This window comes from Cohnella fermenti, from assembly GCF_004801405.1.
In the GTDB taxonomy this organism is placed as follows: Bacteria; Bacillota; Bacilli; order Paenibacillales; family Paenibacillaceae; genus Cohnella; species Cohnella fermenti.
Map to the genome: position 1 here is coordinate 1 of NZ_SSOB01000040.1, position 14,945 is coordinate 14,945.

Sequence of the window (14,945 nt, forward strand, 5' to 3'; positions counted from 1 at the left end):
GTAGGTAAGACCCCTGGAAGAACACCAGGTAGATAGGCTCGGGGTGGAAGCGCGGCAACGTGTGGAGCTGACGAGTACTAATCGGTCGAGGGCTTATCCTAAGAGCAGACGCAAGGTAGGAAGAAGAAGATTCTAAATACGCTAACTCGTTTCGTATCCGGTTATCAAGGCGCGAGCTTTGAAACGCGACAAACCAAGTCGCACTGGTTTGGTGATGATGGCAGAGGGGTTCCACGCGTACCCATCTCGAACACGACCGTTAAGCCCTCTAACGCCGATGGTACTTGGACCGCAGGGTCCTGGGAGAGTAGGAAGTTGCCAAGCCGATGAGCAAGACCGAATCGAAGAGCAAGAAGCGGAAGAGCACCCTCACGGGTGCTTTTTTGCATCATTTGGCATTTTACATTTTGCACGAAGAGGTCAGTTATGCGAAATTTCACATTGGCGCGGCTCGATAACGGTTATTTGGGCAGTTTTATGTGAAAAACCACATTCATAGCGGCAGTTCGGCCTCGACTCCCCCGCATATAGGCGAAAAATCACATAAAACGCCGCGATTGCCGCGAATCAACCCTGACGAATGTGAAAAACCACATAAAATCGCAGAAGACATCGGCCAGGGGAGCGAATGCAAAAAAAGACCCGCAACCATCAAGGCTGCGGGCAAAATCTATATCTATCAGAAGGGGTCATGGGATTATCTTAACGGCCCCGGATTAAATTGCGCTGATAGCAACCTTAAGATTAGATGAAAGTTGCGATTAGCGGTGGTAATACGAAATTTCGGAGCCCTCCAGCCGGATGATGCCGTCGCCAAGCTCCTTGCGGGTCCGGATCAGCAGATAGAAGCGCGGGGCGATCAGCCAGAGATGCCAGAAGATCAGGGCGATGACCAAGGATGAGCTTGTCCACGGATAGAAGAGGCCGGCAACGCAGCAGCCGACCAGCAGCAGGTGCAGATGAAGGCGGCGGAACAGCGAGAGGCTCGTATCCGACACGGGAAGCGGTCCGATCCAGGGGAGGTCGAAGCGAATAAACCACTTTTTCTCTGCGGGCTCTTCGACCCTTCGCAGCGTGATCTTCAAGACGATCGCATGGACGACGAACATGACAAGCAAGCCGAGCAGCGAGAAGAGCAGCCCTGTCAGGCCATCCAGAAGGGCCAGGGTGCCGATTCCCATGAGCGCGGTTGCGACGTATGCGGCCTTCATCTCCGGAAGGAGATTCAGCTTGCGAATAAGCTTATAATGATAGATGATCGGATCGTTCATTCCCATGCTCCTTACGAAGACGCTCTGTTGATTACTATCGGTCGAAGACGAAGAAATGTTAAGATTCAGAGGGAAGCCGCTAGGAATCATGTATATTTTCATAGAATAAGCCCCATACTATCACGTATAAGGCATAGAAAGCAGGGATGGCAATGGATCAGGATCGAGTGGAAACCTGTATCGTCTGCGGCCAGCCGAAAGAAGAAGGCATTCATATCGTGAACGAATTTATTTGTCTCGCATGCGAGGCGGAGATGGTCCAGACAAGAGTCGAAGATGAGAAGTATCCGTTCTTCGTGCATCGGCTGCGGCAGATTGCGGTCCGATACCACGTATGAACGAAGGATGTACCGATAAGACCGTCGCTTCCGAGCTGGGAGCGGACGGTTTTTTTGTCTGGTATAATAGATCGAGATATGTGGCAAAAGGGGCGTGGCGGCAATGGGCGGAAAAGAGACGGGGGCTCCTTTGTACGAGGCGCTGCTGCTTCATGCCCAGCGGAACGCGTCCAGCTTCCACGTTCCGGGGCATAAGCAGCGCGGGATCGGGTATGTCTCGGATAAGGCGTCGATCTACCGGGAGCTGCTCGCGATCGACGTCACGGAGCTGTCAGATACGGACGATCTGCATCATCCGGAAGGAGTGATTGCGGAGGCGGAACGGCTCGTTGCGGAATGCTTCGGCGCCGAGACGAGCTGCTTGCTCGTCGGGGGCAGCACGGCGGGCAATCTGGCGATGATTCTCGGCTCCTGCGCGCCAGGGGAGCTTCTTCTTGTCCAACGGAACGTCCATAAGTCCGTTATTCACGGATTGATTCTGGCCGGAGCGAGAGCGGTGTTCCTGACCCCGGAGATCGATCCGGAGACGGGGCTCGCGTTGGCGCCCTCGGCCGGTACGGTTGCGGAGGCGCTCGGCCGCTATCCGGAAGCGAAGGGGATTCTGCTGAGCAACCCGAACTATTACGGCCACGCTTCGGATCTGCGCGGGGCTATCGAGCACGCCCATCGCTGCGGCATTCCGGTGCTGGTGGATGAGGCGCACGGGCCTCACTTCGGCCAACATCCGGCTCTGCCGGCAAGCGCACTCAGCCTGGGGGCGGATGCGGTCGTGCAATCGGCGCACAAGATGCTGTCGGCGATGACGATGGGAGCTTATCTGCATCTGCAGGGGGAGCGGATCGATCGCCAAGCTATTCGCCAAGCGCTGCGGATGGTGCAGAGCTCCAGCCCCTCCTACCCGATTATGGCTTCGCTGGATCTGGCCCGGTGGCAGGTGGACAGCGAAGGCAGCGGGCTGTTCCGGGAGGCGCTGCGCGCCGCGGAGAGGATCAGGGGCGGCCTGGAAGGGTCGCCGATTCGCACGCTTCCGCTTGCGAGCCCTCTCTGGCGTGCAGATCCGCTTAAGGTCGTGCTGACCGATGCGACCGGCACGCTGTCGGGCTTAGCGCTGCGGGACGAGCTGGAGGCGTTGGGCTGCTTGGCCGAGATGGCGGACGACCGTTATGTCGTGCTTGCGCTGGGGACCGGCACGAAGGCGGAGGATGGGGATCGGCTCGCGAATGCGGCAGCGGCAATTATTCATAAATTCGGGCTTGCAGGGCGATCCTATTCGGTAAAAAACTCCCTGTCCCCGATCGAGCCCGCAGACAGCCTGATCTCGTCTCCCGTAGCGTTCTCTCGCGGCACTCTGCCCACGGAACTCGTCGCCCTTGAGGAAGCGGAGGGGCGTCTCTGCGGCGAATGGGTGATTCCCTACCCTCCGGGAATCCCGGAGCTGTATCCGGGAGAAGCGGTGACCCTTGGGGCGATTCGCCGCCTTCAGCAATGGAGGCTTCAAGGGGCCCGTATTCAAGGAGCCGAGGACCCTCGGCTGGAGCGGATTCGCGTCATCGTACGGGACTAGCGGTTCGGAGGGGCAGGGAGTTCCAAAAGGAGAAATCTCGTCCCCCATGAACCGGAATCCGAATCGTTCGGAAGATGATGTTCGCCTCGCGGTCGGAAGGGCTGCGGCTCTGATCGCTTGCCTCCTGATCGTTGTTCTGATGATGATCCCCCCAATCGTCGGGGTCGCCGACAATGGGGATTTCGCCCGGGTGATGGGCGCTTCGGGAATCAAGCCGCTCGATCCCGCCGAGACGTATGGCGCACGTTACTTCTACCATACTCATTCCCACTATGCATACGGCTCCTATGGCACTGGCGGCTATGTGTCCACGCACGTTCTTCTCGTTGCGCTGTCGGGGCTGCTCTCGCGCTTCCTGCTGGAGCCGATCTACGACATCCGCTCCCTGGGGCTGCTCTACGCGATAGCCCTTCTGGCGGCGCTTACGCTTCTTATCCGCCACCTTCCGAGTCTTCGCAGCCGCCGCGCAACCGCGCTATTGGCTCTGACGATGAGCCTGATTCTGCTGCTCGTCTTCTGCGATATCGGGTATCTCGCTTACTTCCAATCGTTCTTCGGGGAGCCCTATGCAATGGTGGGCTTGCTGCTGGCCGTCGCGGCGGCTCTCGCGCTTGCGGAGAGCGACAGCCCGCCGTACAAGCTGCTTGTTCTGTTCGTCTGCGCGGCGCTCGCCGTCGCGACCGCGAAGATCCAATATGCGCCGCTTGGCTTGCTCTTCGCCGTTCTTGCCTGGCGAATGCAGCTTCTGAAGCGGACGGCCGGGTGGCGGCAAGCGACGCGGGCCGGGGCGCTTGTTCTCGCGGTCGGCACGCTTGCGATGATGGCGGCAGCTCCGCATCGGCTCGTCCACACGAACCTGTACCAATCCATCTTCTACGGAGTGCTCAAGGATTCCCCTTCGCTTGCCGACGACCTGAGAGAGTTAGGGATTCCTCCCAAGTATGGCGTTCTTGCCGGAACGAATTATTTTCAGCAGGATACCGTTATTCCACAGAGGGACCCGACGCTTGAACGGGAGGTTCTGAGCCGGTTAAGCCATCGGACAGTAGCGGCATTCTATGCGGAACATCCTTGGCGTCTCATCGATAAAATGAAGAAGGCGGCGCGGGAAGGGACGGCGATTCGGCCTTATTACCTGGGAAATTACGGGGCGCAGTCGGGCAAGCCGAAGGGGGCGATCGATTACCGCTTCAGCGCATGGAGCGAATTCAAGCATGATCGAATGCCGAATCGCCTCGGATGGTTCTTCGCCATCTATGCAGGCTACATGGCAATTGTTGGCGCAGGCTGGCTGAGAAGCCGCGCTCCGCGCGCCAGGCTCGCGTTCGAGACGCTCGGCGCCGTGGCCGTCTGCGGGGCATTCTCGTTCGTTATTCCGTTGATCGGAGACGGAGAAGCCGACCTCGGCAAGCACTTGTTCCTGTTCAATGTCACGTTCGATATGATGCTTATCGTGCTTGTGTTCGCCGTGTTGTACGGACTGGGCCGGAAGCTGGAACAAATGGGGCGCGCGGAAGTCGAATAGTATATAATAGAAGCAGAACTTGACGATGCAAGGATGGGACATTCGTTCATGACGCGAGGATATCTGCTATCGGTGGAAGGCAATGAAGGGGCCGGCAAGTCGACGGTGCTGTCGATGGCCGCCGAATACTTGGCAAGCAAAGGAATCGAGGTGGTCATGTCGCGCGAGCCCGGGGGGATCGCGATCGCGGAGCAGATTCGCTCCGTCATTCTCGATAAGAACAACATACGGATGGACGCGCGCACCGAAGCGCTTCTCTATGCGGCATCGCGAAGGCAGCACTTCGTGGAGAAGATCGTTCCGACGCTTGAGGCGGGCAGAACGATTCTGTGCGATCGGTTTATCGACAGCAGCCTGGCGTATCAAGGGTATGCCCGCGGCATCGGCATCGACCGGATTCTGGCCATCAATCAATTCGCGATCGAGGATACGTTCCCGGACTTGACGTTATTCCTCGATGTGGACCCCGAGCTCGGACTTGCGCGCATCAACGCGAACAAGAACCGGGAGGTGAACCGGCTCGACCTGGAGGCTCTCGGCTTCCATCAGCGGGTCAGGGAAGGATACCTTATGATCGCGGAGCGGTTCCCGGACCGCATCGTTCGCATCGACGCGAATCGGACGGTAGAGGAAGTGCTGGAAGCGATGAAGCGAGAGTTGGATTCCTTCCTGGAGCGGAAGTCCCGGATGTCCTAATCTTCGATATTCGTGTGACGGAAGAAGAGGATTCTGACCGTAACGTGTCTAATTATTTATAGTAGTAGTAGAAAGTAGAAAATGATTGCCGATAACTGAAGGAGGGACAGGCAGATGAAGCTGTTGATTGCCGTCATTCAGGATAAGGATAGCAGCAGATTGTCGAACGCTCTCATCAAGGAAGGATTCCGCGCAACGAAGCTGGCCAGTACGGGGGGATTCCTTCGCGCAGGCAATACGACGTTCCTGATCGGCGTCGAGGATGAGAGAATTCAGCAGGTGCTCGATGTCATCAGATCCAATTGCAAGATTCGCGATCAGCTTGTGACGCCGGTATCCCCAGTAAGCGGAGCTGCGGACTCATACATTCCGTTCCCCGTGGAAGTCCAGGTTGGGGGCGCTGCCGTATTCGTGATGCCGGTCGAGAGGTTCGAACATTTCTAACGAAGCGGCGTGGTGATAGGGAATGAAGATCGAACCCGGATTCCGGACCTTCAACAATACTCTGGTGCGCAACGATACGCCGAACCGCCAGGCGCAAGCCCAGACGTTCGGCGACTTCATGCAGCATCAAGAGGAGAGCCGGACGATCGAGGAATTGAACCGCAAGCTGGTGGAGATCGGAGCTCAGGGCGATCGTCTGATGCGCTCCATGACCTTGCGCGAGCTGAAGCAGTATCGCCTGATGGTGAAGAGCTTCCTTGAGGATACGCTGCGGCGGGGAATCAAGCTCAAGGAGACGAAGGGCTGGGACCGGCGCGGCCGGGGCAAGCGGTACAAGGTGCTCGAAGAGGTCGATTCCCTGCTGATTGCCATGGGCGAGGAGCTTCTGGAGACGGAAGAGGGCCGCTTGGAGCTGCTTGAGAAGGTTGGGGAAATTCGCGGCTTGCTGATTAATTTGGTGTTCTGATGGAGATGCTGGCAAGGCCGTCTGCGCGATTGTCGATTGGACCTGGTCGAACGATCGCGAGCGGTCTTGCCGTTGTTATATTGCACGACTGCAAGGGGGAGACTTCACAGATGGCCATTCAAGAAGTGCCGGGCCAACGCCGGGCGAAGGCGCTGCTGCACAATTCGCTGCGCACCGGCAAGATCGCCCACGCTTACTTGTTCGCAGGCCCGCAAGGAAGCGGGAAGAAGGCGATGGCCCTGGCGTTCGCCCAGACGTTGTTCTGCGAGAGGCAAGGCACCGACGCTTGCGGGGAATGCCTGGCGTGCCGGAAGGTGCTGCACGGCAACCACCCGGATCTGCATCTGGTTGAGCCTGACGGAGCGACGGTGAAGATCGAGCAGGTGCGGGAGCTGCAGAAGGAATTGTCCTTCCGGAGTGCGGGAGCGGGGCGGAAGGTGTACATCATCGAAGGCGCGGAGACGATGACGACGCCGGCGGCGAACAGCTTGCTCAAGTTCCTCGAGGAGCCGGCCTCCCCGATTGTCGCGATGCTTCTTGCGCCAAGCGCCCAGTCGGTGCTTCCGACCATTCTCTCGAGAAGCCAATTGGTGTCCTTCGTCCCTGGAGATCCGGACGAGCTGGAGCAATTGCTCGTGGCCGAAGGCAAGCCGGCGCTGCTTGCCCGTGCGGCGGTGCATATGACGTCGGGAATCGATGCGGCAAGGGCGCTCTGCCAAGAGAATTGGTTTGCAGAAACTCGAAACGTAGTGATACAATTGGGGAAGGAGAATTCGTCGAAGTTCCCTGCCGCTCTGCTGACGGCGCAGCAGCAGGTGTTCAAGACGGATCTCGCCGAACATACAGATACCTTGCTGCAGATGTTTGCCTTGTGGTATAGAGATATGATTTACATCATCACCGGCCGAGAGAATAGGATCGTCTTCTCGGACCAGGCGGAGTGGATGGCGAGGCATGCGTGGAGCCGCAGCCTGGACAGCCACCTGGCGGCGATGGAAGGGGCTATGACGGCGGCTCGCCGAATCAAGGCTCACGTGCAGCCGCAGTTGGCCCTCGAGCAATTTCTGGTTAAGTCGCGGGAGGGATAAATAGTGTACGACGTTGTCGGTGTCCGCTTCAAGAAGGCGGGCAAGGTCTACTATTTCGATCCCGCCGAGCATTCGATATCCAAGGATCAGAGCGTCATCGTGGAGACGGCTCGCGGAGTCGAATACGGACAGGTGGTCATCGGCCCGAAGACCGTAGGAGAAGACGACGTGGTGCTGCCGCTCAAGAAGGTCATTCGGGTTGCGGGGGATCAAGACGCCCGTGCCGTCGAAGAGAACCGGAATGCGGCGAAGAACGCCTTCGCGATAGGGTTGCAGAAGATCAAGGATCATCAGTTGAAGATGAAGCTGGTCGACGTGGAATACACGTTCGATCGCAACAAGATCATCTTCTACTTCACGGCCGAAGGCCGCGTCGACTTCCGGGAACTCGTCAAGGACTTGGCGGGAGTCTTCCGGACACGCATCGAATTGCGGCAGATCGGCGTGCGCGATGAAGCGAAGATGCTGGGCGGAATCGGCCCGTGCGGACGGATTCTGTGCTGCTCTTCTTGGTTGGGAGACTTCGAGCCCGTCTCGATCAAGATGGCGAAGGATCAGAACCTGTCCCTCAACCCGACGAAGATATCGGGTCTGTGCGGGCGATTGATGTGTTGCCTGAAGTACGAGCATGACAATTATGAGAGCGCAAGAGAAGAGATGCCAGCGGTTGGCAAGATCGTCATTACCTCGTTCGGTGAAGGTAAAGTCGTCGGTTTGAACGTAGGCAATCGCATGGTGCACGTCCAATTGTTCGACCTCGGCAGAGTGAAGGAATTATCGTTTGAGGATGTCGTGGTCAAATAACCGTTTCGACACTGATACAACCTGATGTTCGAGGTGTAAGCTGTTGATGAATGACATTTTCCAACGTATGGAAGAACTTGAGGCGCAGTTGCTCCATGCCCAGACCGAGTTCGGTTCTCTTAAGGAGAGGATCAAGGAACTGCTGGAGCATAATCAGCAGCTTATCATCGAGAATGAGCAACTGCGCAAGGTATTGAAGCGCGAGAGCGACTACGCTGCTCATCACGGGGAACCGACGGCCGAGCAAGCCGTTGCCGCAGGACAAGCCAAAGAAGCGGCCGGCGCGCCGCACGGCGTCGGGGAAGGGTACGACAACCTGGCTCGGCTTTATCATGAAGGATTTCATATTTGCAACGTTTATTACGGGCATCTGCGAATGGAAGGCGACTGCTTGTTCTGCCTCTCCTTCTTAAGCAAGTAATGGCTCTGCGGGGCCTTGCGAAGCACGCGCTGAACTTCCACGGGACAGGTGGAGGGGCGGCGCTTTTTTTTGGGGACTGCCGTGGGTAAGTATAGGCCGGTGAACGCATGGGCGGCGGAACGTCGACGCCTAAGCTTCTTCTGCGTCGTTAGGGAGCGTGGCGAAATCGGTGGAGCTGCGGAGGCTGTAGGGGGCGCGGAGCAGCGGAGCTGTGGAGGTTGCTGAGGTTGCGGGAGCAGTAGGAGCCACAGAGGCTATGGGAGCTGCGAATTCGTCGAAGTTGCGGGAGTTGAGGAAGTTGAAGTCGCGGAAGCTATGGAAGGCTGTCGAAGCTGCAGCTATGGAAGCGCTATGGAAGCCGCCGAAGCGTGTGGACACTGTCTAAGCCGCTGGGTCGAGCAATTTATGTGAAAATTCACATTCGTGCAGCTTGATAACGGGCAGTTTGGACGATTATATGTGAAAAATAGCATACATGGAGAAAATTTCGACCCGAAGTATCGTATATATGCTAAAAATCGCATAAAACGCCGCAATTACCCTCGATCCGAGGCCGACGAATGTGAAAAATCACATAAAATCGCAAATTGTGGGTTGGATGGTGGTGGGTAGGCAACAAATGGCAAAAACCATCCTCAAAAACCATCCTCAAAAACCATCCTCAAAAGCCTCAGGGGCCGGAGAGGGGAATCGCTTGGCGGGGAAATCGCAGGATAAGGAAGGATCAAGAGGGATAGAGCAGGATCGAGGGATTGAGGAACCGAGAAGGAGAGAGTTGGATGGAGGGTCGAGAAAGATAGAGCAGAATAGGGGACCGAGACGGATGGAGATAGGGAAGAATCGAGAAGGATAGGGAAGATTCGAGAAGGATAGGGAAGAATCGAGGGACAGGTACAGAGAAATACGCGGAGACCGGCGGTGATCGGCAGGATGAGGAAGAGGGCTTCGAGTGGAACACGTGGCAATTCGCCATAAGATCGGGTAAGCTTGTGGGCATGAAGAGAGAACGAAGAGAAAGCGAAGAAAGCGACGAAAGCGACGAAAGCAAAGGAAGCAAAGAAAGCGACGGGAAGGCGGCGGTAAGGTGGCGACGATGCCGAACGGGGCCGGGGAAGCGGGCCGTGCGGATAACGATAACGATACGGGAAGATGGGGCAACCGGGAGGCCGAGGCGCAGCAGAGAGCCCTCCTGAAGCCGGGAGAGCGGCTGGACGATCTGCTGACATACGAGCTGAAGATTATTCAGAGCCAGGAGGTGTTCAGCTTCTCGCTGGATGCGGTTCTGCTCGCGAGGTTCGCGACGGTGCCGCCTCGCGGGCGGGTGCTTGATCTGTGTACGGGCAACGGGGTCATTCCGTTGTTGCTCTCGACCCGGACGGCCGCCCGGATCGATGGCGTCGAGATTCAGCCGCGTCTCGCCGACATGGCGAAGCGGAGCGTGGCGCTTAACGGGCTTGCGGAGCGGATCGCGATTGTGCGGGCGGACTTGAAGCAATTCGACAGTCCGGAGGGCCTCTACGACGCGGTGACGGTGAATCCGCCCTACATGCCGGTGAAGTCCGGGGAACGGAAGGAGAACATCCACCAGGCGATGGCGCGCCACGAGCTCGGCTGCACGCTTGAGGACGTCGCAGCGGCTTGCTCGCGGCTGGTGAAGCGGGGAGGCCGCGTCGCGATGGTCCATCGCCCGTCGCGGCTGGCCGAGATCATGGAGGCGCTGCGAAGGAATCGGCTCGAGCCGAAGCGGCTGCGCTTCATCCACTCCCATGCGGAGAGCGAAGCGAATATGGTGTTGATCGAGGCGCTCAAGGAAGGCAAGCCGGAGATCCGTCTGCTTCCTCCGCTCATTGTCTACCATAGAGAGAGGGAGTATACGCAGGAGCTGCTGGACGTCTTCTATGGAAGAAGAAGCGAATTGGCCGATCACGGCAACAACGACGAGCGGACGGAGGCGGAATCGCAATGAGCGCATCGGACACGCAACAGAGCACTGTACAGGTACAGAAGAGCTTCGCTTCCCGCGAGAAGCCGGGAACGCTCTATCTGGTCGCCACCCCGATCGGCAACCTCGAGGACATGACATTCCGCGCGATCCGCACCTTGAAGGAGGTCGATCTGATCGCGGCGGAGGACACCCGGCAGTCGCGCAAGCTGCTGACCCACTTCGAGATCGGCAAGCGGCTCGTCAGCTACCACGAGCACAATAAAGAAGCGAGCGGGCCGGAGCTGCTGCGTCTTCTCTCCGAGGGAAGCAGCATCGCCTTGATCAGCGATGCGGGGCTGCCTGCCATCTCCGATCCCGGTGCCGATCTGGTCGCCGAGGCGGCGGCCCTGGGCATTCCCGTCGTGCCGATTCCGGGGGCGAATGCGGCGTTGTCGGCCCTGATCGTCTCCGCGCTGCCGACGGACCGGTTCCTGTTCGCCGGCTTCCCGCCGCGCGATCGCAAGGGAATGGAGCGGTTCCTGGACGGAATCGGCTCGGAGCCCGGCACCGTCATTCTCTATGAAGCCCCTCACCGGCTGAAGAAGACGCTCGAGGCGATCTCCTCGAGATGGGGGCATCGGCGGATGGCGATCGTGCGCGAGCTGACGAAGCGGTACGAGGAGGTCGTGCGGGGCACGGTCGATGCCTGTCTCCGGCACCTTGAGGAAGTGCCGCCGCTCGGCGAATGCGTGCTGTTGCTCGAAGGGGCCGCAGCGGAGTCCGATGGGCAGGGACAACGGTCCGGCGGCGCCGGGACAGGCTCCGCAGCCGAGGCATGGTGGTCGTCGCTGTCGCTTGCCGAACATGTGGATAAGTACGAAGCCGATTCGGGCAGCCGGAAGGAAGCGATGCGCTTGGCGGCGAGAGATCGCGGCCTGTCGCGCCGGGACGTCTATCAAGCGCTGCTGGATCAAGAAGAGTGAACGTTATCCACATGTGGATAACAACAAAAAAATCCCTCCCGAGCAAAAACGGGAGGGGTGCAAGGAGATATAAAAAGGTTAGAATTAACAAATTTTAGACTTTCGTTTTCTATTATAGCACACTTCTTTAATTTGTCACAGGTGCAGGCAAATCCTTCAAGCATTCTCGGCAAACAATTTTGCCTTTGAAGTAGATCACGCTCTCTGCGTTGCCGCAGAAGATACAGGCAGGTTCATACTTCTTCAGCATGATGCGCTCCCCATCCACATAAATCTCGAGCGCGTCCTTCTCTCCGATGCCCAGCGTACGACGCAGCTCGATCGGAATAACGACGCGTCCGAGCTCGTCCACCTTACGAACAATACCAGTTGACTTCATCATTTGGAAAACTTCCTCTCCTCAAGGTAAAATAAAGACAAAAGCTTCTAGCAAACGTGCAACACGGACGAAAGTGAATTCGTCAGCATTCGACAAAATTCTCGATTAACTGCCTATAATCATACCAACCATTCCCAGATAAGTCAACCGAGATATTGCCGTGCTGCCAAGAAAATCCGACAAACCCCTTTAAATACAAGAAACAAAACAGGTACTAAAACGAAAATGGTCCAAATAATAGGGATGAAAGTCCCATTACATATAACGACAACATTCGACAATAGTTTCGGTTTTTTGTCGATTTAGGGACAAGAAAATTATGGATTGTAAAAATTATGGATTACGGAGGTGCTGTCTATGTTCCGACCGCTCGATGAGGAGAAGGTATTCAAGGACCCGGTTCATCATTCCATCTACGTGCAGGACGCGACGATCTGGAAGCTGATCAATACGCCGGAATTCCAACGTTTGAGGAGGATTCGCCAGCTCGGGACGACATATCTGACATTCCATGGCGCGGAGCATAGTCGATTCTCCCATTCTCTGGGCGTCTATGAGATCACGCGCAAAATTATTAACCAATTTGAGCGTAACGGATATAAAGATTGGCCGCAAGGGGAGAAAATGGTAAGTTTATGCGCTTCTTTGTTGCACGATGTCGGACACGGACCGTTCTCCCATGCTATTGAGCAGGTGTTCGACACCGATCACGAGGAATGGACGTGCGCCATCGTTCTCGGACAGACGGAGATCAATCGCGTGCTGCGGGAAGCGGACGAGCAGCTCCCTCAGAAGGTAGCCTCGGTGATCCGCAAGACGTATGACAAGCCGATCGTTGTCAGCCTCGTGTCCAGTCAGATGGACGCCGACCGAATGGATTATTTGCTTCGGGACGCCTACTTCACCGGGGTTAATTACGGAACGTTCGATCTCGATCGGATTCTTCGTGTTCTCCGGCCGCATCAAGGGCGGATCGTCGTCAAGGAGAGCGGCATGCATGCGGTCGAGGACTATCTGATGTCGCGCTACCAGATGTATTGGCAGATTTATTTCCACCCCGTTACTCGCAGCTCGGATATTATTCTTAAGAAGATTTTCCGAAGGGCCGTCGAGCTTCATCAGAGCGGTTACCGCTTCGAGTTCATGCTGGGATCGCTCAAGAAGCTGCTTCAAGGCGAACTGGACGTGGAAGCTTATCTGTCTCTGGACGACAATGCGGCGTTCACCGCGTTCGGCGAGTGGGCGCGCGAGAAGGATGAACTGCTCTCGGATCTGTGTCGAAGGTTCCTGGACCGGCGGTTGTATAAATATGTTCAATTGGAGAAAATGGACCCGGAGCTCGTGGAGGAACTGAGGAGGGAATGGGTCACGCTTGGGCTCCATCCCGAGTACCACCTGGAGACGGATACGGTGGTCGATCTGCCCTATGACTTGTACAAGCCGGGGACCGAAGCGGGAGCTTCCGAGAAGCCGCCGATCCTGCTGCTTGACGACAAGGACCAGATGACCGAGATCTCCGCGAAATCAGACATTATCCGCTCGATTGCGGGCATCCACCGCGGCAAGTACTACATCTACTACCCGGAAGAACCGCTTCGCGAGAAGGCGGATCGACTTAAGCCCTATACCCGGGAGCTGCTGCGTTTATAATAGAAGCAACAAGAAGCGCAAAGGAGACGAAATCGGACATGTTATTCGACACTCATGCACATATGGATTCCCCTAAATTCGACGAGGATCGCGAGGAGATGATCGAACGCGCCAGAGCGGCGGGAGTCGAGAAGATCGTCAACATCGGCTTCAACCGCGAGACGATCCCGACCACGATGGAACTGGCCGAGAAGTACCCGTTTATCTACGCGGCGGTCGGCTGGCATCCGACGGATGCGATCGACATGAAGCTGGAGGAGGACCTCGCCTGGATCGAGAGGCTGTGCGCTCATCCGAAAGTGGTAGCGATCGGCGAGATCGGGCTGGATTACTACTGGGACACGTCTCCCAAAGACATCCAGCAGCTTGTGTTCCGCGAGCAGATTCGCCTGGCCAAGCGGCTTAAGAAGCCGATCGTCATTCACAATCGGGACGCTCATGCGGATGTGGTCCGATTGCTCCAGGAAGAGGGGGCATCCGAGGTCGGGGGCATCATGCATTGCTTCTCCGGAAGCTGGGAAATTGCCAAACAATGCCTCGATATGAACTTCTATATTTCCTTCGGCGGACCGGTCACATTCAAGAATGCGAAGGTTCCCAAAGAGGTGCTGGAGAAGGTTCCGAACGACCGATTATTGATCGAGACGGACGCCCCATATTTGACTCCTCACCCCCATCGCGGGAAGCGAAATGAGCCCGCTTACGTGCGTCTCGTTGCAGAGGCGGCAGCGGAAATAAAAGGGATTTCAGTGGAAGATATAGGGAATTTAACGATGCGAAATAGCTTGGAGTGTTTTGGACTTGCGAGATAAAACGGTAACATTCGAAGAAAATGAAACCCTTTATCCGATAAAACTGATATTTGCTCATCAAAACGCCCATTGGAGATAAAATTCACCGAAAACGGGTCAAATTCGCCCTTTGACCCTTCTTTACACCTGAAGCGCCGAGGGGTTATCATCACAATCAGAAGTTTGAATATGGCATCCCTTTTCCAGTACGCTTAATCTCCGATGAGGAGAACGGGGGACCCGCTGCGGAGGACGAATCGTTCTGATTCGGTCGGAAGCAGGCGAGCAATCTTGGGGTGAATATCGATTGATATAGCGATTCATGTATCGATTGATTAGGGCGACTCTCTTCGTCCGAACCCGACAGCTAACCTCGTAAGCGTGGTAGAGAGAGGTCACCTCGTGCTGCCCAATTCCCTTTGACTCGTACACAAGCGGAAGCCACGAACAGATCCTCTGTCTGATCGAAGGCTTTTTTTGTTGCGCGTCCAACCTTAGACCCGAAGGGAGACCTTGAGTCGGCACCGGGAACCGCAGAACTGGGCAAGGCGACGCACGTCCATGCGATTGCCGCATCGTATGGATATCCACGCCGTTATCA

General features: G+C 56.7%; 15 protein-coding genes, 2 rRNA genes and 1 riboswitch. Of the genes, 15 read left to right on the top strand and 2 right to left on the bottom strand.

The features are described 5' to 3' along the window. Window positions 1-101, top strand: a 23S ribosomal RNA gene (locus tag E6C55_RS24855); the annotation flags it as partial. A gap of 106 nt (window positions 102-207) precedes the next feature. Beyond that, window positions 208-324: ribosomal RNA gene (rrf, locus tag E6C55_RS24860) — 5S ribosomal RNA — on the top strand. Between the two features lie 437 nt (window positions 325-761). Here the strand turns inward: rrf and E6C55_RS24865 are convergent. Further along, a complete protein-coding gene (locus E6C55_RS24865; protein WP_136372535.1) occupies window positions 762-1,271 on the bottom strand; it encodes a transposase in 510 nt (169 codons plus the stop codon). A gap of 152 nt (window positions 1,272-1,423) precedes the next feature. Here E6C55_RS24865 and E6C55_RS24870 point away from each other — a divergent pair, with 152 nt between their 5' ends. The 11 genes from E6C55_RS24870 (at window position 1,424) to rsmI (ending at window position 11,524) form a co-directional block, all read left to right on the top strand. Then, the gene (locus tag E6C55_RS24870) at window positions 1,424-1,609 is read left to right on the top strand and encodes a sigma factor G inhibitor Gin (protein WP_136372536.1); all 186 of its coding nucleotides are present in this window, start codon (window positions 1,424-1,426) and stop codon (window positions 1,607-1,609) included. Window positions 1,610-1,712: 103 nt separating this feature from the next. Beyond that, window positions 1,713-3,173 carry an aminotransferase class I/II-fold pyridoxal phosphate-dependent enzyme gene (locus E6C55_RS24875; RefSeq protein ID WP_136372537.1) on the top strand — a complete coding sequence of 487 codons (1,461 nt, stop codon included), beginning with the start codon at window positions 1,713-1,715 and terminating at the stop codon, window positions 3,171-3,173. Between the two features lie 46 nt (window positions 3,174-3,219). After that, a complete protein-coding gene (gene wsfD / locus E6C55_RS24880; protein WP_136372538.1) occupies window positions 3,220-4,698 on the top strand; it encodes a glycan biosynthesis hexose transferase WsfD in 1,479 nt (492 codons plus the stop codon). Between the two features lie 48 nt (window positions 4,699-4,746). Further along, the gene (gene tmk, locus E6C55_RS24885) at window positions 4,747-5,394 is read left to right on the top strand and encodes a dTMP kinase (protein ID WP_136372539.1); all 648 of its coding nucleotides are present in this window, start codon (window positions 4,747-4,749) and stop codon (window positions 5,392-5,394) included. A 114-nt stretch (window positions 5,395-5,508) separates the two neighbouring features. After that, window positions 5,509-5,838, top strand: coding sequence for a cyclic-di-AMP receptor (locus E6C55_RS24890; protein ID WP_136372540.1), 330 nt, complete (start codon window positions 5,509-5,511; stop codon window positions 5,836-5,838). A 22-nt stretch (window positions 5,839-5,860) separates the two neighbouring features. Then, the gene (locus E6C55_RS24895; protein WP_136372541.1) at window positions 5,861-6,304 is read left to right on the top strand and encodes a YaaR family protein; all 444 of its coding nucleotides are present in this window, start codon (window positions 5,861-5,863) and stop codon (window positions 6,302-6,304) included. Between the two features lie 110 nt (window positions 6,305-6,414). Further along, window positions 6,415-7,392, top strand: a complete 978-nt coding sequence (gene holB / locus E6C55_RS24900) for a DNA polymerase III subunit delta' (protein ID WP_136372542.1) — start codon at window positions 6,415-6,417, stop codon at window positions 7,390-7,392. Between the two features lie 3 nt (window positions 7,393-7,395). Then, window positions 7,396-8,196, top strand: a complete 801-nt coding sequence (locus E6C55_RS24905; protein WP_136372543.1) for a PSP1 domain-containing protein — start codon at window positions 7,396-7,398, stop codon at window positions 8,194-8,196. A gap of 40 nt (window positions 8,197-8,236) precedes the next feature. Further along, the gene (locus tag E6C55_RS24910) at window positions 8,237-8,617 is read left to right on the top strand and encodes an initiation-control protein YabA (protein ID WP_136372544.1); all 381 of its coding nucleotides are present in this window, start codon (window positions 8,237-8,239) and stop codon (window positions 8,615-8,617) included. Window positions 8,618-9,710: 1,093 nt separating this feature from the next. Next, complete coding sequence (locus E6C55_RS24915) at window positions 9,711-10,583, top strand: tRNA1(Val) (adenine(37)-N6)-methyltransferase (RefSeq protein ID WP_136372603.1); 873 nt, start codon at window positions 9,711-9,713, stop codon at window positions 10,581-10,583. Continuing rightward, on the top strand, window positions 10,580-11,524 hold the full coding sequence (rsmI, locus tag E6C55_RS24920) for a 16S rRNA (cytidine(1402)-2'-O)-methyltransferase (RefSeq protein ID WP_136372545.1): 945 nt from the start codon (window positions 10,580-10,582) through the stop codon (window positions 11,522-11,524). Before E6C55_RS24915 ends, rsmI begins: the two co-directional genes overlap by 4 nt. A 127-nt stretch (window positions 11,525-11,651) precedes the next feature. Here the strand turns inward: rsmI and E6C55_RS24925 are convergent, their stop codons facing one another. Continuing rightward, window positions 11,652-11,906 carry an AbrB/MazE/SpoVT family DNA-binding domain-containing protein gene (locus E6C55_RS24925; protein WP_136372546.1) on the bottom strand — a complete coding sequence of 85 codons (255 nt, stop codon included), beginning with the start codon at window positions 11,904-11,906 and terminating at the stop codon, window positions 11,652-11,654. 354 nt (window positions 11,907-12,260) lie between these two features. Between E6C55_RS24925 and E6C55_RS24930 the strand changes: the two genes are divergently transcribed. Further along, window positions 12,261-13,553 carry an HD domain-containing protein gene (locus E6C55_RS24930; RefSeq protein ID WP_136372547.1) on the top strand — a complete coding sequence of 431 codons (1,293 nt, stop codon included), beginning with the start codon at window positions 12,261-12,263 and terminating at the stop codon, window positions 13,551-13,553. A gap of 38 nt (window positions 13,554-13,591) precedes the next feature. Then, a complete protein-coding gene (locus E6C55_RS24935; protein ID WP_136372548.1) occupies window positions 13,592-14,365 on the top strand; it encodes a TatD family hydrolase in 774 nt (257 codons plus the stop codon). A gap of 178 nt (window positions 14,366-14,543) precedes the next feature. After that, window positions 14,544-14,741: riboswitch (cyclic di-AMP (ydaO/yuaA leader) on the top strand. The last annotated feature ends 204 nt before the right edge of the window (window positions 14,742-14,945 follow it).